This window comes from Paenibacillus sp. sg306046, from assembly GCF_059821225.1.
This window is the reverse complement of sequence record NZ_JCAMRT010000028.1, coordinates 22,300-47,968: the sequence shown is the minus strand read 5'-3', so window position 1 is coordinate 47,968 and position 25,669 is coordinate 22,300. Positions and strand designations below refer to the sequence as shown.

Annotated in this window: 23 protein-coding genes, 1 tRNA gene and 1 pseudogene; all 25 read left to right on the top strand. The window is 55.8% G+C overall.

The window, feature by feature from the left end:
* Nucleotides 1-109 precede the first annotated feature (109 nt).
* The 25 genes and pseudogenes from veg (at nt 110) to spoIIE (ending at nt 25,647) form a co-directional block, all read left to right on the top strand.
* Complete coding sequence (veg, locus tag AC6ROY_RS22200) at nt 110-382, top strand: biofilm formation stimulator Veg (RefSeq protein WP_500102778.1); 273 nt, start codon at nt 110-112, stop codon at nt 380-382.
* Between the two features lie 254 nt (nt 383-636).
* Nucleotides 637-807: pseudogene (locus tag AC6ROY_RS22195) on the top strand (small, acid-soluble spore protein, alpha/beta type); the annotation flags it as partial.
* Between the two features lie 385 nt (nt 808-1,192).
* A complete protein-coding gene (ispE, locus tag AC6ROY_RS22190) occupies nt 1,193-2,050 on the top strand; it encodes a 4-(cytidine 5'-diphospho)-2-C-methyl-D-erythritol kinase (RefSeq protein WP_500102777.1) in 858 nt (285 codons plus the stop codon).
* Nucleotides 2,051-2,202: 152 nt separating this feature from the next.
* The gene (gene purR / locus AC6ROY_RS22185; RefSeq protein WP_500102776.1) at nt 2,203-3,042 is read left to right on the top strand and encodes a pur operon repressor; all 840 of its coding nucleotides are present in this window, start codon (nt 2,203-2,205) and stop codon (nt 3,040-3,042) included.
* An 8-nt stretch (nt 3,043-3,050) separates the two neighbouring features.
* A complete protein-coding gene (locus AC6ROY_RS22180) occupies nt 3,051-3,437 on the top strand; it encodes a RidA family protein (RefSeq protein ID WP_500102775.1) in 387 nt (128 codons plus the stop codon).
* A 122-nt stretch (nt 3,438-3,559) separates the two neighbouring features.
* Nucleotides 3,560-3,844, top strand: a complete 285-nt coding sequence (spoVG, locus tag AC6ROY_RS22175) for a septation regulator SpoVG (RefSeq protein ID WP_500102774.1) — start codon at nt 3,560-3,562, stop codon at nt 3,842-3,844.
* A 105-nt stretch (nt 3,845-3,949) separates the two neighbouring features.
* On the top strand, nt 3,950-5,353 hold the full coding sequence (glmU, locus tag AC6ROY_RS22170) for a bifunctional UDP-N-acetylglucosamine diphosphorylase/glucosamine-1-phosphate N-acetyltransferase GlmU (protein ID WP_500102773.1): 1,404 nt from the start codon (nt 3,950-3,952) through the stop codon (nt 5,351-5,353).
* Between the two features lie 127 nt (nt 5,354-5,480).
* A complete protein-coding gene (locus tag AC6ROY_RS22165; protein ID WP_500102772.1) occupies nt 5,481-6,116 on the top strand; it encodes a 50S ribosomal protein L25 in 636 nt (211 codons plus the stop codon).
* Nucleotides 6,117-6,314: 198 nt separating this feature from the next.
* Nucleotides 6,315-7,655 carry an ABC transporter substrate-binding protein gene (locus AC6ROY_RS22160; protein ID WP_500102771.1) on the top strand — a complete coding sequence of 447 codons (1,341 nt, stop codon included), beginning with the start codon at nt 6,315-6,317 and terminating at the stop codon, nt 7,653-7,655.
* A complete protein-coding gene (locus AC6ROY_RS22155) occupies nt 7,652-9,346 on the top strand; it encodes a methyl-accepting chemotaxis protein (protein WP_500102770.1) in 1,695 nt (564 codons plus the stop codon). The genes AC6ROY_RS22160 and AC6ROY_RS22155 overlap by 4 nt, the downstream gene beginning before the upstream one ends.
* Nucleotides 9,347-9,463: 117 nt before the next feature.
* The gene (gene pth, locus AC6ROY_RS22150; protein ID WP_500102769.1) at nt 9,464-10,024 is read left to right on the top strand and encodes an aminoacyl-tRNA hydrolase; all 561 of its coding nucleotides are present in this window, start codon (nt 9,464-9,466) and stop codon (nt 10,022-10,024) included.
* An 81-nt stretch (nt 10,025-10,105) separates the two neighbouring features.
* Nucleotides 10,106-10,336, top strand: coding sequence for an anti-sigma-F factor Fin (gene fin / locus AC6ROY_RS22145; protein WP_341420152.1), 231 nt, complete (start codon nt 10,106-10,108; stop codon nt 10,334-10,336).
* 229 nt (nt 10,337-10,565) lie between these two features.
* Nucleotides 10,566-14,090 (top strand): transcription-repair coupling factor, encoded by a 3,525-nt coding sequence (gene mfd, locus AC6ROY_RS22140; protein WP_500102768.1) that lies wholly within the window; start codon nt 10,566-10,568, stop codon nt 14,088-14,090.
* Nucleotides 14,077-15,177: a peptidylprolyl isomerase gene (locus tag AC6ROY_RS22135; protein WP_500102767.1), complete on the top strand. Its 1,101-nt coding sequence runs from the start codon at nt 14,077-14,079 to the stop codon at nt 15,175-15,177. The genes mfd and AC6ROY_RS22135 overlap by 14 nt, the downstream gene beginning before the upstream one ends.
* A 240-nt stretch (nt 15,178-15,417) precedes the next feature.
* Nucleotides 15,418-15,960, top strand: a complete 543-nt coding sequence (gene spoVT / locus AC6ROY_RS22130) for a stage V sporulation protein T (protein WP_500102766.1) — start codon at nt 15,418-15,420, stop codon at nt 15,958-15,960.
* Nucleotides 15,961-16,080: 120 nt separating this feature from the next.
* Nucleotides 16,081-18,174 carry a polysaccharide biosynthesis protein gene (locus AC6ROY_RS22125; RefSeq protein ID WP_500102765.1) on the top strand — a complete coding sequence of 698 codons (2,094 nt, stop codon included), beginning with the start codon at nt 16,081-16,083 and terminating at the stop codon, nt 18,172-18,174.
* A gap of 82 nt (nt 18,175-18,256) precedes the next feature.
* Complete coding sequence (yabN, locus tag AC6ROY_RS22120) at nt 18,257-19,756, top strand: bifunctional methyltransferase/pyrophosphohydrolase YabN (RefSeq protein WP_500102764.1); 1,500 nt, start codon at nt 18,257-18,259, stop codon at nt 19,754-19,756.
* Between the two features lie 83 nt (nt 19,757-19,839).
* A complete protein-coding gene (hbs, locus tag AC6ROY_RS22115; protein WP_500102763.1) occupies nt 19,840-20,112 on the top strand; it encodes a non-specific DNA-binding protein Hbs in 273 nt (90 codons plus the stop codon).
* On the top strand, nt 20,112-20,390 hold the full coding sequence (locus AC6ROY_RS22110) for an RNA-binding S4 domain-containing protein (RefSeq protein ID WP_500102762.1): 279 nt from the start codon (nt 20,112-20,114) through the stop codon (nt 20,388-20,390). The genes hbs and AC6ROY_RS22110 overlap by 1 nt, the downstream gene beginning before the upstream one ends.
* A 208-nt stretch (nt 20,391-20,598) precedes the next feature.
* Complete coding sequence (gene yabP / locus AC6ROY_RS22105; protein WP_500102761.1) at nt 20,599-20,883, top strand: sporulation protein YabP; 285 nt, start codon at nt 20,599-20,601, stop codon at nt 20,881-20,883.
* Nucleotides 20,880-21,455, top strand: coding sequence for a spore cortex biosynthesis protein YabQ (gene yabQ / locus AC6ROY_RS22100; protein WP_500102760.1), 576 nt, complete (start codon nt 20,880-20,882; stop codon nt 21,453-21,455). The genes yabP and yabQ overlap by 4 nt, the downstream gene beginning before the upstream one ends.
* Nucleotides 21,456-21,479: 24 nt before the next feature.
* Nucleotides 21,480-21,812 carry an FtsB family cell division protein gene (locus AC6ROY_RS22095; protein ID WP_500102759.1) on the top strand — a complete coding sequence of 111 codons (333 nt, stop codon included), beginning with the start codon at nt 21,480-21,482 and terminating at the stop codon, nt 21,810-21,812.
* A gap of 114 nt (nt 21,813-21,926) precedes the next feature.
* Nucleotides 21,927-22,433, top strand: a complete 507-nt coding sequence (locus tag AC6ROY_RS22090; RefSeq protein WP_500102758.1) for a S1 domain-containing RNA-binding protein — start codon at nt 21,927-21,929, stop codon at nt 22,431-22,433.
* Nucleotides 22,434-22,668: 235 nt separating this feature from the next.
* Nucleotides 22,669-22,742: transfer RNA gene (locus AC6ROY_RS22085), tRNA-Met, on the top strand.
* A 406-nt stretch (nt 22,743-23,148) separates the two neighbouring features.
* Nucleotides 23,149-25,647, top strand: a complete 2,499-nt coding sequence (gene spoIIE / locus AC6ROY_RS22080; RefSeq protein WP_500102757.1) for a stage II sporulation protein E — start codon at nt 23,149-23,151, stop codon at nt 25,645-25,647.
* The last annotated feature ends 22 nt before the right edge of the window (nt 25,648-25,669 follow it).

Here is a 25,669-nt window from a genome sequence, read left to right as displayed (position 1 = left end):
GTAAAATAAATATTGACAATTAATCAAAATGGTTGATATAATATTCGATCAAAATTGACATACTACCTGTATTGCGTTATAATCAACAGGAAAGAGGTGGTAGCAGTCAATGGCTAAAAACACGCTGTTGGAGATCAAACGTTGTTTGGAACCTCATGTCGGACAGAAAATCATGCTGCGCGCGAATGGCGGCCGTCGCAAGACTGTAGAACGCTCAGGTGTCCTGGAGGAAACCTACCCTTCCGTTTTTATCGTGAAGCTTGATCAGGAGCAGCAGGCATGCAAGCGTGTTTCCTACAGCTATGCGGATATTTTGACCGAATCCGTCGAAGTAACCGTATGCCAGGAGAACGGCGAGCTGCGAATCGCGATTCATCAATAACCCAGTCCTATCGTACATATGGAGCGGTCAGCGCCTCAAGGCGGCTGGCCGTTTTTTGCTGCTCTTTGACAAAATCGACGAGGCAGGCCGATTCAAGGTTGCAGCTTGATCGGAAATTCGTGCTGCAGATGCAGTTCTTTAGTCCCAGGCAGGTAGTTTTGCCGCACAGGAGAGGGGCTGTATCATACGTGAACCCGCGAGGCATACTAAGTACACTTTATAACCTTTTAACCGAAAAGGAGGAGTTGAAACAAATGAGCCGCAGAAATCGCAGAGGTGTCATGTCCGAGCAGTTCAAATATGAGCTGGCGAAAGACCTCGGATTTTACGAGACGGTCGAGCGTGAAGGCTGGGGAGGGATTAAAACCCAGGACGCAGGGAATATGGTGAAGCGAGCGATTCAGATTGCCGAGCAGGCTCTGGCCGGTCAGACGGCAGTACAGCCGGCAAGCGCCCCGTATGCCGCAGTGCCGTTCCGGGTGTCCGCTCAGCAGCCGTATTCGTCGAATGCCGCCCGCCCGTTCGGTACGGCGCAGGCGTCTGCCGAGCCGCCCCGCTTTCAGCCGTCTCCGCAGGCTATGTCGGCTTATGGCAGACAGGGCTTTTCCGACTACGCGCTCGCTCAGCAGGCGTCCCAGTCTGCGCAAGCCAGCCAGCCGTACGCAGGACATTAAAGAGACTGCTTCCCGCGCCGCAAGCCTCCCGAAGGCTGCGGCTTTTTTTTGTTCGGATTTTGGTATAGTATTAGGTTACATGGCAATCGGGCCGATCAGGATAGGGAAGTCAGACAGGTGCAAAGAAGGTGTCGGGATGAAAGTATTCGAGAAAGCGCCAGCCAAAATTAATTTGTCGCTGGACGTGTTGTATAAACGAGCAGACGGGTTTCATGAGGTGGAGATGGTCATGACGATGGTGGACCTTGCAGACCGGATCGAGATGCAGGAGCTGCCGCGCGATACGATCATTATTTCCAGCCAGGCCGGGTATATCCCGCTTGATGAGAAAAACCTCGCTTTTCAGGCTGCCCGTCTGATCAAGGAGCGGTACGAGGTGAAGCAGGGCGTTTACATTCATCTCGATAAAAAAATTCCGGTAGCCGCCGGACTGGCCGGCGGCAGCAGCGATGCGGCCGCCACCTTGCGCGGATTAAACCGGTTGTGGAAGCTGGGCATCGGCACAGAGGAGCTGCAACGGCTCGGCGCAGAGCTGGGCTCGGACGTGCCGTTCTGTGTGACGGGAGGGACGGCTGTCGCCCGCGGGCGGGGCGAGAAGCTGGAGCCGATCGAAGCGCCGCCCCAATGCTGGGTGGTGCTGGCCAAGCCGCCAATCAACGTTTCGACGGCCGAGGTGTACGGCAAGCTGAGAGCGGCGGAAATCAAACGCCATCCGTCTACCGAAGGCGTGTTGGCCGCGATCCGCAACAAACGGTTCGATGACTTGTGCGGCCAACTGGGCAATGTGCTGGAGGAGGTCACGCTTGACCTGTATCCGGAGGTGCGCCAGCTCAAGGAAGTGATGACGCGGCTGGGCGCAGAAGGCGTACTGATGTCCGGAAGCGGGCCGACGGTATTTGGGCTTGTATCCAAGGAAGCGAAGGTCGCGCGCATCTACAACGGCCTGCGCGGTTTCTGCAAAGATGTATACGCGGTGCGGCTGCTGACACAATAATATCACGGCAACCATTTTATGTGATATTATATAACGTGTATGTAACAAAAAAAATCGTGATCCTCCTTGATCCTAACCGTATAAAAATGTTATATTTTCAGTATAATATTCGGTTTTTCCGGCTTTCGGCCGGGTTGAAGGGGGATTACTTTTTGAAAAAGCTAAAAAGAAGCGCAAGATTGGTGGAAATGACCCAATACTTGCTGATTCGCCCCCATACGCTCATCCCTTTAACGACGTTCGCGGACCGTTATAATTCGGCCAAATCCTCGATCAGCGAGGATTTGGCAATTATTAAGGAAGTTTTCGAGGATGAGGGCCTTGGCGAGCTGCAGACGCTCGCTGGAGCGGCGGGAGGTGTCCGGTACATCCCCAAAGTGACGCAGTCTAATGCGCTGCAATTTATTCATCAATTATGCCGTCAGCTGGAGCAGCCTGAGCGTATTTTGCCGGGCGGCTACTTGTACATGTCGGATATATTGGGACAGCCGATGGTGCTTAACGAGGTCGGCAAGCTGTTTGCGTCTGTCTTCGCCAAACGCGACATTGACGTGGTGATGACCGTCGAGACGAAGGGGATTCCGCTTGCATATGCGACGGCGACTTATTTGAATTTGCCTGTTGTCATCGTGCGCCGCGACAGCAAGGTGACGGAAGGCTCCGTCGTCAGCATTAATTATGTATCCGGTTCAACGAAGCGCATTCAGACGATGTCGCTGGCGCGTCGCGCGCTGAAGGAAGAGTCCCGGGTGCTTATTATTGACGATTTCATGCGGGTGGGCGGTACGATTCAGGGGATGATGGATCTGCTGCTGGAGTTCAAGGCGACCGTCGAAGGGGTTGGCGTGTTCGTCGAATCCGGCGAAGTGGACGAGCATCTGGTAGAGGATTATATTTCGCTGGCCAAGCTGTCCACCGTGGACCAGAAGTCACGTCAGATTAAGGTTGTGCCGGGAACGTATTTCAAAGAACAAGACATTCACGGGGAGTGAGCTGCGTTATGACGATTCAAGCTGTATCCACCGCTCAGGCGCCTGCCGCCATCGGGCCTTACTCGCAGGCTGTTCAATTCGGCAACCTGTTGTTTACCTCTGGTCAAATTCCGCTCGGGCTGGACGGTCAAGTCGTCGTCGGCGGCGTGGTCGAACAAACGCATCAGGTGTTCAAAAACTTGCAGGCTGTGCTGGCCGAGGGCGGCTCTTCGCTCAGCCAGGTGGTAAAGGCAACGGTCTATATTAAGGATATGAACCAGTTTGCACAGATCAATGAAGTGTACGCTTCCTACTTCGGCGACCACAAGCCGGCCCGCTCAACGGTAGAAGTGGCGCGACTTCCAAAGGATGTGCTTGTCGAAATTGATCTGATCTCCACGATAAATGTCGAATAATTTGCAATTTATAAAGTATTTCTAAAATTGTATAAAAAGTTTATAGTCTGAGCAGGAATTTGCCCTAAAATGTGGAATTACTACCTCAAGTCTTCTAGATGGAAAAAGGTGGTGAACCGAAGGTGCAAATTACAGACGTCAGACTTCGTCGAGTGAATTCCGAGGGTAGAATGAAAGCAATCGCTTCCATTACCATCGACAATGAATTCGTCGTCCATGACATCCGCGTGATTGACGGAAACAATGGCATGTTTGTCGCGATGCCGAGCAAGCGGACTCCCGATGGAGAGTTCCGCGATATCGCGCATCCGATCTCTTCCTCGACACGTGAGAAGATTCAAGCCGCCGTACTCACAGAATACGATCGTGCCGCGACGGAAGAAGAAGTGATGGAAGAGGGAGCTTAACCAAGCATGCTGAGAGAGCCTATCAGGCTCTCTTTTCTTTTGGCGGGGAGTAGGCTATATTGGAAACGAGGCGATTGGAATAACGATAGATTAGGAGATGAGCGCTTGAATATTATAGGAATCGTGCTTGCGGCAGGACAAGGCAAGCGGATGAAATCGAAGCTGTACAAGGTGCTGCATCCGGTATGCGGCAAGCCGATGGTCGGGCATGTCGTATCGACGCTGGAAAGCTTGCAAACTTCCCGTACCGTCGTTGTTGTCGGTCACGGCGCCGAAGCGGTGCAGGGATATCTCGGGGAGCGGGCGGAGTACGCGCTGCAAGCGCAGCAGCTCGGCACAGGCCACGCTGTGCTGCAGGCAGCGCCGCTGGTTGGCGGCGAAGAGGGTCTGGCGCTTGTTGTATGCGGCGATACGCCGCTTGTGTCCGAGGAGACACTGCAAGGAATGGTGCGGCTGCACCAGGAGCGCGGAGCCGCTGCAACGATTCTGACAGCTGTCGTTGACCAGCCTAAAGGCTACGGCCGCATCATCCGCAATGCGGAGGGCTTCGTCACGAAAATCGTGGAAGAGAAGGACTGCACGGATGAGGAACGTCTGGTGAAGGAGATCAACACCGGCACGTATTGCTTCGATAACCGGAAGCTGTTTGCGGCGCTGGCGCAGGTAACCAATGAAAATGCTCAAAATGAATATTACATTACTGATGTGATCGGCATTCTGAACGCAGCGGGCGAGCCCGTGGACGGCTACGTGCTGGACGATGCGGCGGAGTCGATCGGTGTAAATGACCGGCTGGCGCTGTCGGAAGCGGAGCAGGCCATGCGAGCGCGCATTAACCGCCGGCATATGCTGAACGGCGTATCCATCATCGACCCGGCCAGCACGTATATCGAAGCGGATGTGACGATCGGGGCGGATACGGTGCTGCATCCGGGCACGGTGCTGCGGGGCCGCACGACGATTGGCGAGGATGCGGTAATCGGGCCGCAAGCGGACATTCTCGACTCGACGCTCGGCGCAGGCGTAGCGGTGAAATATTCCGTGCTGCAGGAGGCGGTCGTCGGCGAAGGGTCTACCGTCGGGCCGTTTGCCAACTTGCGTCCAGGCGCAGATCTCGGACGGCAGGTGAAGGTTGGCGATTTCGTGGAAATCAAAAACGCCCGGGTCGGCGACGGCTCGAAGGTGCCTCATCTCAGCTATGTCGGCGACGCGCAGATCGGGCGCAATGTGAATTTCGGCTGCGGAGCCATAACGGTCAACTATGACGGCTTTAACAAGCAGCTTACGGAGATCGAGGACGACGCGTTTGTCGGCAGCAACGCCAATCTGATTGCGCCGGTGAAAATCGGCAAGGGAGCTTATGTCGTCGCCGGCTCGACGATCACGCAAAATGTCGAGCATGGCGATCTTGCCATCGCCCGCGAGCGTCAGGTCAACAAGTCGGGGTATGCGGATAAGCTGCGCGCCAAGTTTGCGGCGAAGAAGGCAGCGTCCAAGAAGCAATCTTGATTGCAGCTTACAGCGGATAAGCTGTAGTTCCAGCTCCCTTTTCGGGCCAAGAACGGTTTAGACTGCCTTCAATTGGGTAAAGTAAGTAGAAGCATGTGCTTGTTCCCAATTGAAGGAGGTTTTTGAGATGACGGCTACATTAAAAGCGGAAGCTCGCAACGGAGGTACGAAGGGTGCGCGCAAGCGTCTTCGCATCGAAGGGAAGGTCCCGGGTATTGTATATGGGAAGAAAGTGTCGCAAACGTCTATCGCCATCGACCAGAAGGAGCTGCTGACGGTGCTGAAGGGCAACCCGCATGCGGTAATCGAGCTTGATATCCCTCAATTCGGCAAACAGCCCGTTATGATCAATGAAATTCAACGCGACGGTATCAGCCGTCAGCTGCTGCACATTGATTTTCATCAGATTAATATGGACGAGCCGGTCAATACGACGGTTCGGCTGGAGTATACGGGTGATCCGGCTGGAGTTCAGGCGGGAGGAATTTTGCAAATTCAGCGCCATGAGCTGGATGTGCGCTGCTTGCCGACGCAAATTCCGGAAGCGATCGAGGTGGACGTGGCGGCGCTGGAAATTGGAGAGAATTTGCTCGTATCCAGCTTGAAGCTGCCAGGCCAGATCGAGCTGAAAACGGATGGGCAGGATGTGCTGGCAACGATTCTCGCTCCGCAAAAAGCAGAGGAGCCGGACCTTGTCGAAGCATCGGTTCAGGAAGCTGATGCGAAGCGAGAGGAAAACAAAACCGAGCAGCCGGTCAGTTAACATAAACCCGGGTGACGAAAGAAACGCGCCGATGCGGATCGGCGCGTTTCTTTGCTGTGGGTGGCAATGATCAAGATCACATACAATATTAAATTAGTTTTAGAATATTTTTACTATAAAGGTTAGCGTGGGAAATGTCGATGACATGCTAGGTAGTCAAAATTTTGATGTTGCAAAGAAACAGGGGGTCAATCAGGTATGGGAGGACATCAGCTTCGTTGGGTATGTCCGGCAATTATTGCCTTGTTAGGAACCGCGATCGCGGGCTGCGGGAACGAGAACGGGAAGCAGGAGGCAGCCTTGCAGCTGGAGCCGCAGCAGCAGGCGGGGCCGGCTGTGCTGAAAATCGCTTGGTGGGGCACGCAAACGCGCGAGGAGCAGACCAGGAAGGTTATCGAGCTGTTTCAAAGCAAGCACCCGGACATTAAAATCGAAGGGCAAAGCTTCAGCGGCACCGGGCCTTTGTTGAATGAAGTGGCGATGCGTTCCGTGGACAACGCTGTGCCGGACATTATGCAGCTTGACTATTCGTTTATCGACGGACTGATCGACCGGCAGCTGCTGACGTCGCTCGATCCGTATGTGCAAAGCGGCGTGCTTGATTTGAAGGATGTGGACGCTTCGTATTTGCAGACGGGGAAGAAAAACGATCGGCTGTACGCGCTCAACCTGGGCAACAACTCCTCAGGCATGCTTTATGATCCGTTTCTGTTTGAGAAGCACGGTATCGCGCCGCTGCCCGCAGAATATACGTTTGACGACTGGTACCGGAAGGCCAAGGAGCTGAAGGCGAAAATCAAGGATAAAAACTTTTATCCGGCCGCCAATTTCCCGGACTTTGCTTATTTCCTCCGCACGAAGGGGGCGATGCTGTACAACAAAGAGGGAACGGGGCTTGGCTACGATAACGATGCTTATTTTGCGGAGTTTATGGCGATGAACAAGCGCTGGAAGGACGAAGGGCTCGTCGCCCCGGCTATTGCGATTAACGACTCCAGCAAATACGAGGATTATCTGATTGTGCGCGGTCAAGCGGCCTTTCACCTTATTTCCAGCAATTTGGCGTCTGGTATTAGCAAGTCGGCCAAACGCACGTTGAAGCTGCTGCCGCAGCCTGCCGTAGCAGGCGGACAGGAAGGGAAGTTTATTAAGCCTTCGATGTTTTTCGGCGTGTCGAATTTCTCCAGGCATAAGGAAGCGGCCGTTGCATTTCTCAATTTCTTCATCAATGATCCGGAGGCGAATGAGCTGATGAAGGGCGAGCGCGGCGTGCCCGTCTCCTCCAAAATCCGCGAACGGATCATGCCTAGTCTGACCGAAAGCGAGAAGGAGCAATACGGGCTGATGGATTATTTGCAGACGCATTCCAAGCTGATCGACCCGCCGAGTCCGAAGGCAGGCGCGAATGTGGCGGCGCTGCTGAAAATCGAGACGGATTACATCATGAGCGGTGCGAAGACACCTGAGGCGGCCGCCAAAGATTTCCGTGCTGGCACAAGTGTCATATTCGGAAGCCAGGCGGAGGCGGGTAAAAAATGATAAAGCTGAAACTGAGCCAGAAGTTATATGCCGGATTTGGTTCGATTGTGGCGCTGCTGCTGCTTGTGGCCGGCATCAACTACTACTATTTGGACTCTACAGACAAAGCGTATCTCAAGCTGCTGGACAGCCGGGTGACGACAATCGGGCTGATTCACGGTCTGAGCAACACGATTGCGGGAGAGCAGGCCAGCGTCAACGCTTTTATGACCAGCGCCAATGAAGATCAACTCAAGGATTACCGGAGCTATCAGGCCAGGTACGGGCAGATCAGCGACCAGCTGGAGCACGTCATTCCGGATGCGCAGCAATGGCAAATTTTTCAGGGCTTGTCCTTACTGCAGGAAATATACACAAGCTCGGCGGATCAGATGATTGATGCGCGCAAGCGAAACGATACCGCTCAATATATGAAGCTGGCTGAGACACAGGGACCGATTATCCAGAAGTTTAATGAAGGGGCCGACAAGCTGATCAAGCTGCAGGAACAATGGACGGAGCAGGAAATCGCAACGATCTCCGCCACAGTGGACGCTTCGCAAACAACTGTAAATGCCCTCACCGTATTTGCACTTGTACTTGCGGTGTCGGTTGCTTTTCTGATCAGCCGCAGCACATCGCGGCCTATTGTCGCGCTGGCGGCGTCCTCCCGGCGCATTGCCGAAGGCGATCTGATGGTCGAGGAGCTGAAGGTGAAAAACCGGGATGAAATCGGCGAGCTGGCCGACGCGTTTAACCAGATGACAAGCCAGCTTCGCCAGGTCATCCGCGAGGTGGGCATCCATGCGGAGCAGGTAGCGGCTTCGGCCGAGCAGCTGTCGGCAGGCGCGGATCAGACCGGCCAGGTCACCGAGCATGTAGCGCGGGTCAGCGAAGAGCTGGCAGCCGGCACGGAGCTGCAGGTGGTGCAGGTGAAGGACAGCCTCGTGGCGGTGCAGTCGATGGATCAGTCCGTGCGTGAAATTGCCGGTAAAGCACAGGACGTGTCGGATCAGGCGCTGTATACGACCCAGGTGACGCTGCAGGGCAATACAGCGCTGCACAGCGCGGCGGAGCAGATGAACAGAGTTCACCGGACTGTGCAGGATACCGCAGATGTCGTGGCGGGACTTGGTAAACGTTCACAGGAGATCGGTGAAATTATCGGATTTATTACCGACATCGCCAGTCAGACAAATCTGCTGTCCCTGAATGCGGCCATCGAAGCGGCCAGGGCGGGCGAGGCCGGGCGCGGGTTCGCTGTCGTGGCCTCCGAGGTGCGGAAGCTGGCCGATCAGACGACACAGTCCGGGCAAAAAATTGCCCAGGTGATCAGCGGGGTGCAAAAGGAAGCGGCGACGACAGCCAGCATCGTGGCCGAAGGGTCCAAGGAGGTGCAGGCCGGTCTTGAATCCATTCAGGCGGCAGGAGAGTCCTTCCGGGAAATTGATACGGCGATCCGCGAAATCGTCAGGCAAATTCAGGAGGTTTCCCGCTTCTCGCAGCAGATGACCGCTGAGACGAAGCAGCTGATTGTCGCCTTCGAATCCATCAATGACATCTCCAACGCGACCGCGGAAGGGACGCAAGGCGTATCGGCTTCGGCTGAGCAGCAGCTTGCGACGATGCAGGAAATTACAAGCTCCGCAGCCGCCTTGTCGAAAATGTCCGAAGAACTGATGGGGCTTATCGGCAAGTTTAAAATGAGCTAGCGTCAGGTTGGCTTGCCCGCCATTTTCAGGTATCATAAGAAGCAGGCACGAAGGCAGGACCGGCGGGGAGCTTTTGAGGAGCTGCCCGCCGGTAGGACGGGAAGGGGCAGGAGCAGCTTGAAATGGTTTGTAGGCTTGGGCAATCCGGGCAAGCAATATGAACAGACCCGGCATAATATCGGGTTTATGGCGCTGGATCGCTTTGCCGGACGGCACGGCATAAAAATCACACAGAGCAAATGCAAGGGGCTGCTGGGCGAAGGCGTGGTCAACGGGCAGAAGGTGTATCTGTTGAAGCCCCAAACGTATATGAACTTGTCGGGGGAGTCGATCCGCGCCTTTATGGATTTCTATAAAGCGGGCATCGAAGACCTGATTGTCGTGTACGACGATCTGGATACGTCCTTCGGACAAATTCGTCTCCGTTATCAAGGCAGTGCGGGCGGGCATAACGGCATCAAGTCCACGATCGCCCATCTGGGCACGCAATCCTTTAACCGCATCCGGATGGGGATATCCCGACCGGCTCCCGGACGAGATATCGCGGATTATGTGCTGCATGCCTTCTCCAAGGAGGAAACGGCGCAGATGGCGGACGTGCTGGACCGCACGAGCGATGCGATGGAGCATCTGCTGGCCCATCCCTTCGAAAATACGATGGGCAAGTTTAATGGCTAGTCGGCTAAGCTGTTCTCTGCTTGGGCATACTGGATACCTGAGGAAGCTTCGCTCAGAGCGAAGCATAAGGAGGGAACAGCGATGGCCGTCACCTATATTTGCCGCCACTGCCAGACATTTATTGGAGAAATTCGTCAAGGGGAAGCCAGTGAATTCCAGTTGGGTTTCCATTTCTTGACCCCTGAGGAACGGAGAGATATAATATCGTATAACCCTAATGGCGATATTACCGTCAAGGTGGTATGCGATTACTGCAAGGAAGCGCTGGAGGCCAATCCGGAGCTGTCGCTCCTCGCGAATCCTCTGCAATAGGGGCTTTTCGCATTTTGCAAGCTTTCAGCGAAGCTGCACGATTCGATAATCGCAAGAAAACCTGCCTCTGAAACGCGGTCGCTCATCTATTGAATGGCCTCGATAGAGGTTTTCTTAACGTTGAAGAAGTTTTCGAGAGGCTTTGCCAGGCGTCGGACATGATGCAGGGCGGAAGCTCCGCTTTTACGGAGTTATTTGGGGTGTGACGTGGTTGAGAGGGGTGTCCTGGTTGCAGGCGTTAATACAGGCATTCTCGGCCGATTCCGATTTCCAGAGCGTCGTCTCCGGCATTCGGTCAGGCATGAGAGAACAATTGGTGGCCGGTCTGACCGGCTCTTCGCGGCAGGTGATGCTCGCATCGCTGTACGGAGAGCTGCATCAGCCGCTTTTTGTCGTGACACACAATATGTTTGCCGCACAGAAGATGTTTGAGGATCTGGAGGAATTGATGCCCTCCGGTCAAGTGCTGCTGTTCCCCGCCCAGGAGCTGCTGGCGGCGGAGGCGGCCATTGCAAGTCCGGAAATGCTGGCGCAGCGGATCGACGCTTTGGCTCAGCTCGCGACAGGCTTTCGTGGCATCGTCGTTGTGCCTTATGCCGGGATGCGCCGGCTGCTGCCTCAGCGGGAAGCCATTGCCGCGGCGCGGATGACGGTCGAGGTGGGCCAGCAGCTGGAACTGGACGCCTGGATTGAGCGGCTGGTGGAGTTTGGCTACGAGCGGGTGGAACGCGTAGAGAGAAAGGGCGAGATGAGCGTCCGCGGCGGGATTGTCGATTTATTTCCGCTGACAAGTCCGCATCCGTTTCGAATTGAGCTGTTTGACGTAGAGATTGATTCGATCCGCTCCTTCGATGCGGCAGACCAGCGTTCGATGGACAAATATGAACGCTTGGACATTATGCCATGTCGTGAGATCGTTCTTGATCGAAACCGGTTACAAGCGGCTGCCCGCCATGCGCATGAGCTGCTGGAGCAGCAATTGGGCAAGATGACGGACAGGACCGCCAAGGATCGGCTGCTGGAGGGCATCGGTCACGAGATTGAGCGGATGCAGCAAGGCCAGCTGTTTGCCGGCGTGTTCAAATATATGGGATTGCTGTACCCGGAGCAGCAGACGCTGCTGGATTACATGCCCAAGGATACGATTTTGCTGGTTGACGAGCCTGCCCGTCTGCTCGAAACCGCCAAGCAGCTGGAGAAGGATGAGGCAGAGTGGGTAACCTCGGCGCTTGGAGACGGCCGTTGCCTGCCGCAGCTGACGCTGTCCAAATCCTTTGAGACGTTACTGTATAAAAGGCCTTATCCGACACTTTATATGTCTTTGTTTGTTCGTCAGGTGCCGAATACAACGCCGCAAAATATTGTCAACTTCATGTGCCGGGTGATGCAAAATTTCCACGGTCAGATGAATCTGCTGAAAAGCGAGATGGAGCGGTGGAAGAAATCCGGTGCGCAGGTCATGATGCTGGCAGGCGGCGCCGAGCGGGTGGAGCGGCTCAAGCGGGTGCTGGCCGATTATGAAATCGACGAGCCGTTGATTATCGACGGCAGCCTGCAGGCCGGGTTTGAGCTGCCAAGCATTCATCTGGTCGTGATCACGGAAGGCGAGATGTTTACCCAGAAGCAGCGCAAGGCGCGCAAGGTGGACAAAAAAATCGAAAATGCCGAACGGATCAAAAGCTATCAGGAGCTGAAGATCGGCGATTATGTCGTACATGTCAATCACGGCATCGGCAAATTTGTCGGCATCGGCACGCTTGAGGTTGGCGGCATTCATAAAGATTATTTGCACATTTTATACGCCGGGGGCGACAAGCTGTCCGTACCGATTGATCAAATTGATCATGTGCAGAAATATGTCGGCGCAGAAGAAGGCAAGGAGCCGAAAGTATACAAGCTGGGCGGCTCGGACTGGAACCGGGTTAAAACAAAGGCGCGCGCCGCTGTGCAGGATATTGCGGACGATCTGATCAAGCTGTACGCCGAGCGTCAGGCGACGACCGGCTACGGATTCAGCACGGACAGCGACTACCAGCGCGAATTCGAAGGCATGTTCCCTTACGACGAGACGACGGACCAGCTGCGGGCGATCGAAGAGATCAAGCAGGACATGGAGCGGCAGCGGCCGATGGACCGGCTGCTGTGCGGCGATGTCGGCTATGGCAAAACCGAGGTCGCGATCCGCGCGGCGTTCAAGGCAGCCATTGACGGCAAGCAGGTCGCTGTGCTTGTCCCGACAACGATTTTGGCGCAGCAGCATTACGAGACCTTCCGCGAGCGCTTCTCCGGGTATCCGTTTAATATTCAGGTGTTGAGCCGCTTCCGTTCGAAGAAAGAGCAGACCGATACGATGAAGGGGATCAAGGCAGGGACGGTCGATGTCGTCATCGGCACGCACCGGCTGCTGTCCAAGGACGTGCAGTTCAAGGAGCTTGGCTTGCTGATTGTGGACGAGGAGCAGCGGTTTGGCGTATCGCATAAGGAAAAGCTCAAGCGGCTGAAAACAAATGTTGACGTGCTGACGCTGACGGCGACGCCGATTCCGCGGACGCTGCATATGTCGATGCTCGGCGTACGCGACTTGTCGGTTATTGAGACACCGCCGGAAAACCGGTTTCCGGTGCAAACCTATGTGGTCGAATACAGCGCGGCGCTTGTCCGCGAGGCAATTGAACGCGAGCTGGCGCGCGAGGGGCAAGTCTATTATTTGTTTAACCGCGTGCAGGGCATTACCCAGATGGCGGAGCAAATTTCCATGCTTGTCCCGGACGCGCGCGTAACGGTAGCTCATGGACAGATGTCGGAGCAGGAGCTGGAGAAAACGATTCTTGACTTCCTCGACGGTGAATTTGACGTATTGGTCAGCACAAGCATCATCGAGACCGGCGTAGACATTCCGAATGTCAATACGCTGATCGTCCACGACGCGGACAAAATGGGACTTTCCCAGCTATACCAGCTGCGCGGACGGGTCGGACGGTCAAACCGGATCGCGTATGCGTATTTTACCTACCAGCGCGACAAGGTGCTGACCGAGGTGGCCGAGAAGCGGCTGCAGGCGATCAAGGAGTTTACAGAGCTGGGGTCAGGGTTTAAAATTGCGATGAGGGATTTGTCCATCCGCGGCGCGGGCAATTTGCTGGGCGCCGAGCAGCATGGATTCATCGCTTCCGTGGGCTTTGATCTGTATTCCCAGATGCTGGCCGAAGAGGTCAACAAGCGCAAGAAGGAGATCGGCGGCGACACGGCTCCGGAGGTCAAGACGTGGTCGACGCAGCTGGATATCCAACTGGATGCTTACATTCCGGGTGATTATATTTACGATAGTGTGCAGAAGATTGAGATTTATAAGAAGGTGGCGGCGGTTCAGTCGCTGGAGGAAGCGGCGGAGCTGCATGATGAGCTTGTCGACCGGTTTGGCGATTTGCCGGATGCGGTGCATAATTTGCTGCTGGCCGCACGGCTTAAGGTGTATGGCGCGATGTACAGCATCGAAGTCATCGTGCAGAAAGGGCTGGATTACGAGCTGCGCATCCATACGGAGCAAAATGGCAACATCGACACGGGCGCTTGGGGGGCGCTGGCCCAGGAGTTTGAAAACCGGGTAAGGCTCATGACGGGCTCCAACATTACCATCGAAACGAAGGGCAAGGGACTGACGCCAGAACAATCCATCGAATTATTGGAACGTTTTCTGGTACAATACAAGCGTGCGCTCAAATTGAAGGGAGAACTGCAAAATGCAGCGAAATAAAAAGAAGTCGTACCGGACGATGGCTACAGCCATGATGTCGCTTATTTTGGTGGCGGGCCTGGCTGTCGGCTGTGGGAAAAAAGAGGAAACGCCGGCTGCGCCTGCTCCGGGGGCCGAGACCCCGGCAAACCCGACTACGCCTCCCGCAGCATCCACCGGCGATCCGGCTGACGTGCTTGTCACGTACAAGGATGGCAGCGTGAAACGGGCTGAATTTGACAAATTCGTCAACATTAATATGTTGTTTTACCCGCAATATGCCCAGTTCAAGACCGATCCGGCTTTCCAGCAGGATATTATGAATCAGCTCCTGGCGTTTAAAGTGCTTGGCTCCCGTGCCGATGCGGCGGCCAAAACGACAGCCGAGACACAAGCCAAGGAGCAAATGGAGCAAATCAAGGCGTACCTCGGCATGCAAGAGGGCGGCATGGAGAAGGCGCTCAAGGACAATAACATTACCGAACAGGACGTGCAGGAGTTTATCAGCAACAGTCTGGTCGCCATCGTTTCGGCGGAAAGCAAGGTATCCGAGGACGAGCTGAAAAAGGCGTACGACGCCAAGCTCGCCCAGGATGCGAGCGCGTATACGACAGCGACCGTTCGTCATATTTTGGTCGGCCTTACCGATGCGGCAACAGGCAAGGAGACGCGTACGAAGGAGGAGGCGCTCAAGCGGGCCCAGGAGGTTCAGGGCAAGCTGAAGGCGGGCGGCGATTTCGACGCGCTGGCGAAGGAATATTCGGATGACCCGGGCTCCAAGGATCTGGGCGGCAAGTATGAGAATGCGCCAGTTTCCCAGTGGGTGCCTGAATTCAAGAAAGCGGCGATCGAGCTGCCGCTCAACCAGATCAGCGATCCGGTTGAATCGTCGTTTGGTTACCATGTGATGAAGGTGGAGGCCCGCGCCACGAAGACCTTTGCGGAAACGAAGGAATCGCTGCGCTCTGAGGCGGCCCAAGGCAAGATCTATGAGTTTCTGGAGAAGGAACTGCCAGGTATGATCGTCACGAACAACCTGCCGAAGCCGGAGGCTCCGAAAACGGAGACGCCTGCTACGCCGGCTCCAGCAGCTGAAACGCAGAAGTAACAATTACCAGGATGCCCGCGGGGGCATCCTGTTTTGTTTTCTTTTTTTTGGACATAATGAAACCAGCGGCGGCCTATACATAGGCGCAGACAGGCGGCCGCCGGCACAGGAGTCAGATGTATAACCCCCTGGGAATCGAAGAATACTATGGTCAGTCGAATTCCCTCCATACGTATACACAAGGGCAAGGTCAATCCAGCTTGGTTCACATTCTTCAAGGAAAGCGAGGCATCTAGAATTATGAAAGCAACTGGAATCGTGCGTCGAATCGACGATCTTGGCAGGGTTGTGATCCCGAAAGAGATCCGTCGGACCCTGCGTATCCGGGAAGGGGACCCACTCGAAATTTTCGTGGACCGCGACGGAGAGGTCATTCTCAAAAAGTATTCCCCCATCGGTGAACTCGGAGATTTTGCCAAAGAGTATGCGGAATCGCTGTTTGAAAGCACCAATCATCTTATTATGATTACAGACAGGGATACGATCATTGCCGTAGCAGGCGGTCCGAAAAAGGATTATCTGGAAAAAGCAATCGGCCCGCTTGTTGAAACGTGTATGGAAAACCGCAAAGCGATGATTGAAACGGCGGCTGGCTCCTATGAGGTTTGCAAAGATGCGCCTGATCTGTACGGCTCTTACGTCATCGCTCCGATTGTTGCGGGCGGCGACCCGATCGGTTCGGTTATTTTGCTGACGAAGGATGAAAATCTCAAAATGGGCCAAATGGAGCTGAAGATGGCGGAAACGGCCGCAGGCTTCCTGGCCAAGCAAATGGAGCAATAAGCGTCAGCGTGTGATGAACAGATGCTCCTCGTACATCAAGGTTAGACAACAAGCTTCCTGACTGCTCCCGCGCTGGAGAGACAGGAGGCTTTTTCGTTGTAATTGCCGGGGAGCTGATGCATGCCGGTACGTGTGCTGACGCTTTTTTTGGAAAAAGCGAAGCTCCTGCGGTATAATGTAGGCGTTAGCTGGACAGGAACGGCGATTGCGGGAGGCTGTAGCAAGATGAAGGAAGGCACGGAGGAGCGAAAGCCCGCGGAAAAGCGTCTGGGGCCGGGATCACCGGAAGAGATCGAAGGCTCCGGGGAAGGAACTGACGGGACGCTGCGGGAAGCAGCTTCGCAAAATCAGGATGCTTCGCAGGCAGGCGGCAGGCGGCCGCACGGCAGATCTACGGATGCAGGCGAGCGCGGGGCGGAAAGCGGCGCAGCAGACGGGACGGGGGGAGACTCGAGTCGGGCAGGCGGGCATAAGGCGGTCTCATCGCTGCTGCAGGGCGCTGCGCTGCTGGGGCTTGCTGCCGTGGTATCCAAGCTGCTCGGTACCCTGCAAAAAATTCCGCTGCAAAATCTGGCAGGCGATACGGTATTCGGGATGTATAATGCCGTCTACCCGCTTTATACGCTCATTTTGTTTCTGGCGACGGCCGGTTTTCCGCTTGTGGTCGCCCGCTTTGTCGCAGACTATGCGGAGGAAGGACGGCACGCCGAAGCTCGCCAGGTGCTGCGCGTATCGTCACTGGTGCTGCTGGCGACAGGCTGCATCGCTTTTACACTGTTGTTCACAGGCGCTGAGCGGATCGCAAGCTGGATGGGAGCCAGTCAGGCTGCGCTTGCTGTCCGCAGCGTATCGTTTGCGCTGCTTATCGTTCCGCTAATGTCCGCGCTGCGCGGATACTTTCAAGGCTACGGGCTGATGGCGCCTTCAGCGTGGTCGCAGGTAGCCGAGCAGACGGTGCGGGTGGCGGCGATGCTGCTGCTGCTTGTTGTGCTGCTGCGTCAGGGAAGCACGGCGGAAATGATTGCTGCCGGCGCTACGTTCGGTTCTGCGGCTGGGGCGGTTGCGGGGCTGGCCGTTATGCTTGTCTACTGGCGCAAGGACCAGCGTCAGCGTCGCGATCTGAACGCGCAAGCGGCGAAGCCGGCCGAAGGGTCGGCGCCTGTCGAGTCAGGCAGCCGTTTCGACAATGAAGGAAGCTCACGCGGCCGGGATGCCGACGGGCAGGCTGTTCGGTTAGACCGCGAGCCAAGCGGCACAGGTATGAACAGCTGGCGGCTTGCCAAAAAGCTTGCCGCTTACGCTTTGCCGCTATGTCTGGGCTCGCTGGCCGTGCCAATTTTGGGGCTGGTGGATGCGTTCACGCTGCCCCGTCTATTCGCGTCGTCAGGGCTTGACGAGAGCGCGGCTTTGTACCAGCTTGGTTTGTTCAACCATGGGCAGCCGCTTGTGCAATTGGTTGCGCTGGTTGCGGCGTCGATGTCGGCGGCGCTTGTTCCTGCGCTGGCAGCCGCAGCGAGGCGCGGCGACGGGGCTGCGGTGCGCAGTCAGGCGGCCTATGCGCTGCGTGCGGCGCTGCTCGTCGGACTGGCGGCGTCTGTCGGGCTGGCGCTGCTGGCAGAGCCGCTGAATATGATGTTTTTCCGCACGGCGGAGGGCACAACCGCGATGCGTGTGCTTGCCTTCACCGCCATGCTGACGGTGGTGAATCTGGTGGCTGGCAGCGTGCTGCAGGGGCTGGGCGCGGTTCGCGCCCCGGCCCTGTACCTGCTCGCGGCTGCGCTTGTCAAGCTGATCGGCAACGCGGTGCTTGTGCCGCGCTACGGCATCGACGGCGCGGCCTGGGCCGCCGTCGCCGCATTCACGCTCGCGGCTGCGCTCGCGCTCGCGCATGCGCTGCGCGCCGCCCGGATAACGGCGCCGCGCGGCCGCGCCGTGCTGGCCCCGCTGCTGGGCATCGGGGCGATGACGGCCAGCGTGCTGGCCGTCATCCACGGCGCCGCGCCGCTGCTCGCGCAGCTCCTGCCGGCCCTCCCCCTGCGGGGGCTGGCCGCAGTCACTGCGCTAGGCGGCGTTGCCGCGGGCACGCTCGCCTATGCGCTCGCGCTGCTGCTCCTGCGTGTCGTGACCGCGCAGGAGCTGGAGCTGGTGCCGCAGCTGCGCGGCAAGCCGGTGGCGCTGCTGCGGCGGCTGGGACTGCTGCGCCGCTCGCGCTGAGCGGCGTGCGGTCAGGCGCCGCCCAAGCTCGGGCCGCAGCTCACGCGGCCGGGCATTATGATTGAGGAGGGAAGGTTGTACGATGAGCGCTCAACCGCAAATTACCGTCATCGGTCTGGGAACCGGGGACGAAAGTCAACTGACGCTGGGAGCATGGCGCAAGCTGGAGGCCGCAGGCAACCGCGGAGGCGCGCTCTTTTTGCGTACCCGCGAGCATCCGGTTGTCTCCATGCTGGAGCATCACGGCATTCGTTATGAATCGTTTGATGCCACTTACGAAGCAAATGAACAGTTTGAGGATGTATACGAAGCGATAGCTGACGCTTTGCTCGCAAAGGCGAAGCTGCCGGACGCAGGCGAGATTTTGTACGCTGTGCCGGGTCATCCGATGGTCGCCGAGAAAACGGTGCAGTTGCTGCGCGAGCGCTGTACAGTCGAAGGCGTGCTGTTGTCGCTGCTGGGCGGAGAAAGCTTTCTCGATCAGGCGTTTTTGCGCCTGGGCTTTGATCCGATCGAAGGCTTTCAGCTGCTGGACGGCACCTCGTTGTCCGCGTATGCGCTGAATCCGCATTTGCATACGCTGATCGGTCAGGTGTATGATACGTTCACTGCATCTGATGTGAAGCTGACGCTGATGGAGCTGTATCCTGACGATTACCCGGTAACGGTCGGGCATGCGCTTGGCGTAGCCGGTGAAGAGCGCGTACGCGAGGTGCCGCTGTATGAGCTGGACCGGGTCGAAGGCTTCGGCAACCTGTCGCTTGTCTGGGTGCCGCGCACCGACAGCGAAAACGTTCGCAAGCGAACCTTTGCCCGGCTGCATGAAATCGTCGAAATTCTCCGCAGTCCGGAGGGCTGCCCGTGGGATCGCGAGCAGACGCACCAGTCGCTGCGCCGCAACCTGATCGAGGAAGCGTACGAGGTGCTGGAAACGATCGACGAGGATGATCCCGACCATCTGCGCGAGGAGCTGGGCGATCTGCTGCTGCAGGTGATGCTGCATGCCCAGATTGAAGCGGATGAAGGCTCCTTTACGGTCTTCGACGTCATTGCCGAGCTTAATGAGAAGCTGGTGCGTCGTCATCCGCATGTATTCGGCGAGCTGGATGCCGGGAATGCGGACGAGGCGCTGAGCAACTGGCAGCAGATCAAGGACGAGGAGAAGCGCAGCAAAGGCATTGACCCGCAGGAGCAATCGGTGCTGGCCGGAGTGCCGCGTGAGCTGCCGGGACTGATGAAGGCGTACAAGCTGCAGAAAAAGGCGGCGGCTGTCGGCTTCGACTGGAAGACGCTGGATGAGGTGCTGCCTGTCGTCGAATCAGAGCTGGATGAGGTTCGTGACGCGATTCGCAATCTGGGCCGCGCCGAGCAGCAGGAGGAGGTAGGCGATCTGTTATTTGCCGTCGTCAACCTGGCCCGGTTTCTCAAGGTGGAGCCGGAGGAAGCGATGGCGGACGCGAACCGCAAGTTTTCCACTCGCTTCGCTCATATCGAGCAAAGCCTTCGCCGGCAGGGGAAAGCCTGGGAGCAAACCGACCTCCAGGAGATGGAGCAGCTGTGGCAGGAAGCGAAAAAGTTATGAAATCAGCGGCAGTCTAGCAGGATTTTCCTCAGGGGCAAAGAATAAGTTAGTTCAGGTTTAACCTTAAGGAGGCTATCAAAATTATGAATAAAACTGATCTTGTCAACAGCATTTCCGAGAAAAGCGGCTTGACCAAAAAAGATGTCGAATCCGTCCTGAACGGAGTTTTGGGTGAAATTACGGATGCGCTCGCCAGTGGCGAAAAGGTACAGCTGATCGGCTTCGGCACGTTCGAAACCCGCAAGCGTTCCGGTCGTACAGGCCGTAACCCGCAAACCGGCGAGGAAATTTCGATCCCTGAGTCGAACGTTCCGGCGTTCAAGGCGGGCAACAAGCTCAAAGACGCGGTGAAGTAATGCGTCTGGACAAGTTCTTGAAGCTGTCGCGGCTGATCAAGCGGCGTACGGTAGCCAAAGACGTGTCGGAGCAAGGCCGCGTATGGATCAACGGGCGGGAAGCGAAGCCAAGCAGCGCCGTGAAGGTGGGCGATGAGCTGGTGGTGCAATTTGGCCAGAAGCTGGTGACCGTCCGTGTGGAGCTGTTGTCCGAATCCACCCGCAAGGAAGACGCGGCAGGCATGTTTACGCTGCTGAAGGAAGAAAAAATCGTGCAGGAAACGGATTCGCTTTTCTAAAAGGCATGCTTGCCGTCCGCAGCTTCTGCAGCATCCCAGAAAGGCAGTATTGTCGCAGCCGGCGATTGTACTGCCTTTCTTTTTTTGCATCCCGGGTCTGATCTGTCCGGTTCTAAACCTCGTCCATCTCCCATACGCTGATAATAAGCAAGCTTGGACACGCGGCTGCCAGCCGCCGGCGGCCAGGCGTTTAAAGGGGGACGAACCGATGGTGGAGCAACCGGGCAAAATCAAGCGGCAGGAAATCAAAATGCTGAACCGCAAGCTGCTTGAGGTATCGGGAGTATTAAAGGTAGAAAGCTTCGACAGCGAGGAGTTTCTGCTGGAGACGGATGCCGGCTACCTGATGATCAAGGGGCAAAACCTGCACATTAAAAACCTGAGTCTGGAGCAGGGGCTGGTGGCGATCGAAGGCTTTGTGAATGAGCTGGCTTATTTGGACGCGAATGCCCAGGGCAAGTCTAAAGGGCTGTGGGGCAAGCTGTTTAAGTGACACTCCACGTCCAGTTCATCACACTCGGCATGATGTGCGCGGGAGGGCTGTCGCTGGGCGGACTGTTTGATGTATACCGGGTGCTTGCTGGCCGGCTGAGGCTGCCCGGATGGGTCAAGTCCGTTCTGGATCTCGTGTATTGGTTTGCCGGTACGCTGCTGGTGTTTGCGATGCTGTACGAGAGCAATTGGGGCGAAGTCAGACCGTTTATTTTCCTGGGTCTCGGCATCGGCATTATTTTATACTTCCTGCTGTTTAGCCGGCAGGTGATCTGGGTAATCAATCTTATGATCCGGGCGGTCGTCGCGACAGCCCGCTTCCTAAATCGGATGTTTAGGATCTTCGTCATTAAGCCATTAGTCGGACTTTACCGGGTCTTCATGATCATTTTGGGATTTTTACTGGCGACCGCTATGTTCCTGTACAGAATTGTGTTACAATTATGTCATCCTGTCTGGAAATTGCTAGTATGGCTCTTTAGGCCCTTTGGCAAGTGGATACGTGTCCCCATTCCCGTGTGGATGAAGAAAACTGGTCAAAGCGTCGCGAAGATTGTTCGTCGAATCTTTTGACCGTTCTAGGAGGATTCGCTCAACATGCAGCAGGCAGCTTCTAAAGCAACCAATCCGCAACCCCTCACGAAGGGCTCGATTCGGCGTCGTCGCCTGGTTGTGCTGATCTTCGCTTGCTTTATGGGCTGGGCAGGACTCACCCTCTGGGACCAGGTTGACAAGATCAGCGACCGGAAGGAAAAGGTCAATGCGCTGGTGCAGAAGCAGGTCGAAGCCCAGCGGATTCAGGATAACGCGAACCGGGAAATCGCACGGCTGAATGATCCCGAATATATCGAGCAAATCATTCGCAAGGAGCTTCAATATGTGAAACCGGGAGAGACGTTGTTTTATTCGCCGCAGACTGTCAAGAAATAACCTCAACATAGGCGCATCACCATGTTGACCGTTGATAAGCGGTGCGATATAATCGGCGTAGCTTCGTTTTCTTTTTTGTTTGTCTAACTATTTAAGGGAGGATCAGTTTACTTTATGGCAATTGAAGTGGGCAGCAAGCTGCAAGGAAAGGTGACAGGCATTACTCACTTTGGGGCGTTCGTCGAGCTTTCCGAGGGAGTTACAGGACTCGTACACATCTCGGAGATTGCAGACAACTATGTAAAAGATGTCAACGATCATCTCAAGCTAGGCGATATCGTCACCGTGAAAGTGATTAATGTCGACAAAGACGGCAAAATCGGGTTGTCGATCAAGCAGTCCGTTGATCGTCCGGTGGATGCCGCTCCGGCAAGGCCCGCTCGTTTTGACAGGCAAGGTGACCGTCCCCCTGGTGGTGGATTTGGTCGCGGCGACCGGCCCGGCGGCGGATTTGGAGGCGGCCGTGGAGACCGTGGTGGCCGTGGCGGTAAACCTCCCGCAGGCAAACCTACGTTTGAAGACAAAATGGCTCGTTTTCTGAAGGACAGCGAAGATCGGATCTCCTCCCTCAAGAAAAACACGGAGGGTAAACGTGGCGGCCGTGGCGCGCGCAGAGATTAAGATAAACCGCATACGCTTTCTTTAAGAGGATTACTATAATAAAGATTCAAAGCTGTTCGCTGACCGGTTGCCGGGACGAACGGCTTTTTTGCTTGACAAGCGATGGTCGGTGAGATATACTCATTTTTGTTGCNACTATAATAAAGATTCAAAGCTGTTCGCTGACCGGTTGCCGGGACGAACGGCTTTTTTGCTTGACAAGCGATGGTCGGTGAGATATACTCATTTTTGTTGCGGCGGCGTAGCTCAGCTGGCTAGAGCGTACGGTTCATACCCGTAAGGTCGGGGGTTCGATCCCCTCTGCCGCTATTCATTCCTAAGACCCTGTGTGCAGCACCCGCTGCCTGCGGGGTCTTATTTTGTCATGTATTCGAGATCACGCAGCAAATCGTAGTAAATTGTCAGCCGATGAGCGGCCGGCGTTTGGCCGACACTAGTTTTGTCGCTTCTTCTTGACGGTGGCGGAGAATCGACAGGTATTCCCGTAATCAGGGCGGTTTCGAATCGAACAAGCTGCGAACATGAGGTGACAAGCCTTTCGCGCTACAATATTGTTAGCGCTTTCATTTTAGCTGTCACGAGTTTCTTGCTCATTTCGCGCTGCTTTCGTCTCTGTCGGAAAAAACCTTCGGTATCGCAACGCATTGTGACAAACTTTCCGATGGACAGCCCGTATACTAAGAACCACTAAATAAGTGTATGGGTGGTGTTCAGAATGATGCAGAAAAATGAAATGTTCAAACGAGTCAAGCGGGCTGCTTACGAACCGGCGGACAAGCTTGGGAAGTCGATCAGACGGACGATCGTGGAAAACAGACTTGTCCAGCTCGTAGTCGCCAAAAAGTGGTCCCTGCTGCTGCTAGTTATGGCATTCCTGCTTGGGCGGGCCATGATCCTGGATGAGCTGGCGCCGTTTGGCGTTGCGTTTTTCGCTGTCATGTATTTTTTGCGGCGCGAGCTGCTGCCTTGGACGGGAGTATTTCTGGCGGCGGGCGGATTGTTTTCTTTACAACCGATGCATACCGGCTATTTAGTCGTCGAAATGCTCGTTTTTCTGCTTTTACAGAAAGGCATTGAACGGTTTCAACGCTCTGATATTTCATATGCTCCGGCGATGGTGTTTATTACGGTCTTTTTCGTTCAGCTCTTCTCGCATCTCGTTACGACCCAGTTCAACTGGTATACGCTGATGATGACCGGGGTCGAGGCTTTGCTGAGTCTCGTGCTGACCCATATTTTTTTACAGGCGCTGCCTGTGTTCACCTTGACCCGCAAAAATTACAGCCTCAAAAATGAGGAAGTGATCTGCCTGATCATCCTGCTGGCCTCGGTGATGACAGGAACCGTCGGCTGGACGGCAGGCTCTCTGACGCTTGAGCATGTGCTGTCGCGATATTTGATTTTGCTGTTTGCGCTCGTTGGCGGCGCGCCGTTTGGCGCTTCGGTCGGCGTTGTTACCGGATTGATTTTAAGCTTGGCCAATTCCAGCGCCATTTACCAGATGAGCTTGCTGGCCTTCGCCGGTATGCTGGCCGGGCTGCTCAAGGAAGGGAACCGGATGGCGGTAGCGTTTGGCATGCTGCTGGGCTCGTCGATTTTGTCCGTCTATCTGGGCAATCGCGCCGATATTATGAGCTCGACCTGGGAATCGGTGGCGGCCGTGGCGTTATTTTTGCTGACCCCCTCCACGGTTATCCAGACGCTGGCCAAGTATGTGCCGGGTACGCAGGAAAACCTGAAGTCGCAGCAGGATTACGCCCGGCGCGTGCGGGATGTCACCGCTCAGCGAGTCGAGCAGTTTTCGGAGGTGTTCAGGCAGCTGTCACGCAGCTTCAAGCAAATAACCGTCGATTCGCAGCCGCTGCGCAAGGAGGAGGATGTCGGGCATTTCATGAACGCCGTAGCCGAGAAATCCTGCGCGACCTGCTGGAAGCGGACGCAGTGCTGGGACGAACGGTTTTATCAAACCTACAAATATATGACCGATATGATGACGGAGGTGGAGCTGCGCGAGACGATGACCCGCAAGGACATTTTGCCGGAATGGAAGCGGCTGTGCGTGAAGCCGGATCAGGTGCTGGATATTATGCGGCAGCAGTACGCGGTTTACCAGAATGACCAGCATTGGAAAAAGCAGATTTGGGACAGCCGTCAGCTTGTCGCCGAGCAGCTGTCAGGCGTTTCGCAGGTGATGGAGGATCTGGCGAAGGAGATCAAGCGGGAGGGACAGGAGTTGTTCATGCAGGAGGAGCAAATCCGCAGCGCGCTGGAGGAGCTGGGGCTGTCCATTCATGGCATTGACATCATCAGTCTGGACGAGGGCAATGTCGAGATCGAAATTATTCATCAATATACACGCGGCTTTGATGAATGCCGGAAAATTATCGCGCCGCTGCTCTCGGAAATTTTAGGCGAGCATATCGCGGTCAAAAATGAGTCGGCGGTCGAACGCAAGGAGGGGTACAGCACAGTGCTGTTTGGCTCGGCGAAGGAATATGAGGTGGAGACCGGCATCGCCGGCGCCGCCAAGGGGGGAGATTTGCTGTCAGGCGACAGCTTCAGCACTATCGAGCTGGGCAACGGGAAGTTTGCGGTGGCGCTCAGCGACGGGATGGGCAATGGCGAGCGCGCCCGCGCCGAAAGCAGCGCCGCGCTGTCCATTTTGCAGCAGCTGCTGCAGTCGGGTATGGATGAGAAGCTGGCGATCAAGTCGGTGAATTCGGTGCTGATGCTTCGTTCCTCGGACGAAGTGTTTGCAACGGTGGATGTTGCGCTAATTGATTTGTACAACGCAAGCACGACGTTTATGAAGATCGGCTCGACGCCAAGCTTTATCAAGCGGGGACAGGAGGTGTTTCCGGTGACGGCCAACAACCTTCCGGTCGGGATTTTGCATGAGATTGATGTTGATCTTGTCACGGTGCCGCTTAAGCACGGCGATCTGCTCATTATGATGACGGATGGCATATATGATGCGCCTGGGCATGCCGTGAACAAGGAGTTGTGGATGAAGCGGATGATTACCGAAATTGATGCGGAGCAGCCGCAGGATTTCGCCGATGTGCTGCTGGAGCGCGTTGTCCGCTACCATCATGGCGACATTTACGATGATATGACGGTTGTCGTAGCCCGTATTGACAAGTTCCAGCCCGAGTGGGCGACCTTCCGTATGCCGGGAATGGAGCGGATCGAGCGGCCGCGCACGGTGAGCTGATGCCAGCACCCGACCCGTCACC

Excerpts from the sequence above, each read along its gene's own strand:
- veg (WP_500102778.1), top strand. The coding sequence starts at position 110 with ATGGCTAAAAACACGCTGTTGGAGATCAAACGTTGTTTGGAACCTCAT.
- ispE (WP_500102777.1), top strand. The coding sequence starts at position 1,193 with ATGAAAGTATTCGAGAAAGCGCCAGCCAAAATTAATTTGTCGCTGGAC.
- AC6ROY_RS22180 (WP_500102775.1), top strand. The coding sequence starts at position 3,051 with ATGACGATTCAAGCTGTATCCACCGCTCAGGCGCCTGCCGCCATCGGG.
- AC6ROY_RS22165 (WP_500102772.1), top strand. The coding sequence starts at position 5,481 with ATGACGGCTACATTAAAAGCGGAAGCTCGCAACGGAGGTACGAAGGGT.
- AC6ROY_RS22160 (WP_500102771.1), top strand. The coding sequence starts at position 6,315 with ATGGGAGGACATCAGCTTCGTTGGGTATGTCCGGCAATTATTGCCTTG.
- AC6ROY_RS22155 (WP_500102770.1), top strand. The coding sequence starts at position 7,652 with ATGATAAAGCTGAAACTGAGCCAGAAGTTATATGCCGGATTTGGTTCG.
- fin (WP_341420152.1), top strand. The coding sequence starts at position 10,106 with ATGGCCGTCACCTATATTTGCCGCCACTGCCAGACATTTATTGGAGAA.
- AC6ROY_RS22135 (WP_500102767.1), top strand. The coding sequence starts at position 14,077 with ATGCAGCGAAATAAAAAGAAGTCGTACCGGACGATGGCTACAGCCATG.
- spoVT (WP_500102766.1), top strand. The coding sequence starts at position 15,418 with ATGAAAGCAACTGGAATCGTGCGTCGAATCGACGATCTTGGCAGGGTT.
- AC6ROY_RS22125 (WP_500102765.1), top strand. The coding sequence starts at position 16,081 with ATGCCGGTACGTGTGCTGACGCTTTTTTTGGAAAAAGCGAAGCTCCTG.
- yabN (WP_500102764.1), top strand. The coding sequence starts at position 18,257 with ATGAGCGCTCAACCGCAAATTACCGTCATCGGTCTGGGAACCGGGGAC.
- hbs (WP_500102763.1), top strand. The coding sequence starts at position 19,840 with ATGAATAAAACTGATCTTGTCAACAGCATTTCCGAGAAAAGCGGCTTG.
- AC6ROY_RS22110 (WP_500102762.1), top strand. The coding sequence starts at position 20,112 with ATGCGTCTGGACAAGTTCTTGAAGCTGTCGCGGCTGATCAAGCGGCGT.
- yabP (WP_500102761.1), top strand. The coding sequence starts at position 20,599 with ATGGTGGAGCAACCGGGCAAAATCAAGCGGCAGGAAATCAAAATGCTG.
- AC6ROY_RS22095 (WP_500102759.1), top strand. The coding sequence starts at position 21,480 with ATGCAGCAGGCAGCTTCTAAAGCAACCAATCCGCAACCCCTCACGAAG.
- AC6ROY_RS22090 (WP_500102758.1), top strand. The coding sequence starts at position 21,927 with ATGGCAATTGAAGTGGGCAGCAAGCTGCAAGGAAAGGTGACAGGCATT.
- spoIIE (WP_500102757.1), top strand. The coding sequence starts at position 23,149 with ATGATGCAGAAAAATGAAATGTTCAAACGAGTCAAGCGGGCTGCTTAC.